Annotated in this window: 1 pseudogene; it reads right to left on the bottom strand. The window is 59.1% G+C overall.

The features are described 5' to 3' along the window. Positions 1 to 254 (bottom strand): annotated as a pseudogene (locus AX708_RS21165) (IS110 family transposase); the annotation flags it as partial.

The raw sequence follows: 254 nt of genomic DNA, 5'->3' as shown, positions 1-254 counted from the left end.
GTTTTTGCGCGCCTGCCTCGCCGCGACACGAGGAAGCTGGCGGGATCCAGCACATAGGTATCGATGTCGTTCGACCGCAGTAGCCTTGCGAGCCAGAAGCCATCATATCCAATCTCGAAGCACAGGCGAATGGTGGCAGGTTCACCGATTCGATCAGCGGCCTTGGACTCAAGATTGCGAAGATGACTGATCAGTGCCGTGCTGTTCCCGGCAGGAATTGTCCGCAGCGAAGGCTTCGCCGCTCCTGGCGAGAG

The organism is Erythrobacter sp. CCH5-A1, from assembly GCF_001557115.1.
Classification (GTDB): Bacteria; Pseudomonadota; Alphaproteobacteria; order Sphingomonadales; family Sphingomonadaceae; genus Erythrobacter.
The sequence above is the reverse complement of the archived record's forward strand: the minus strand, read 5'-3'. Positions and strand labels throughout refer to the sequence as shown.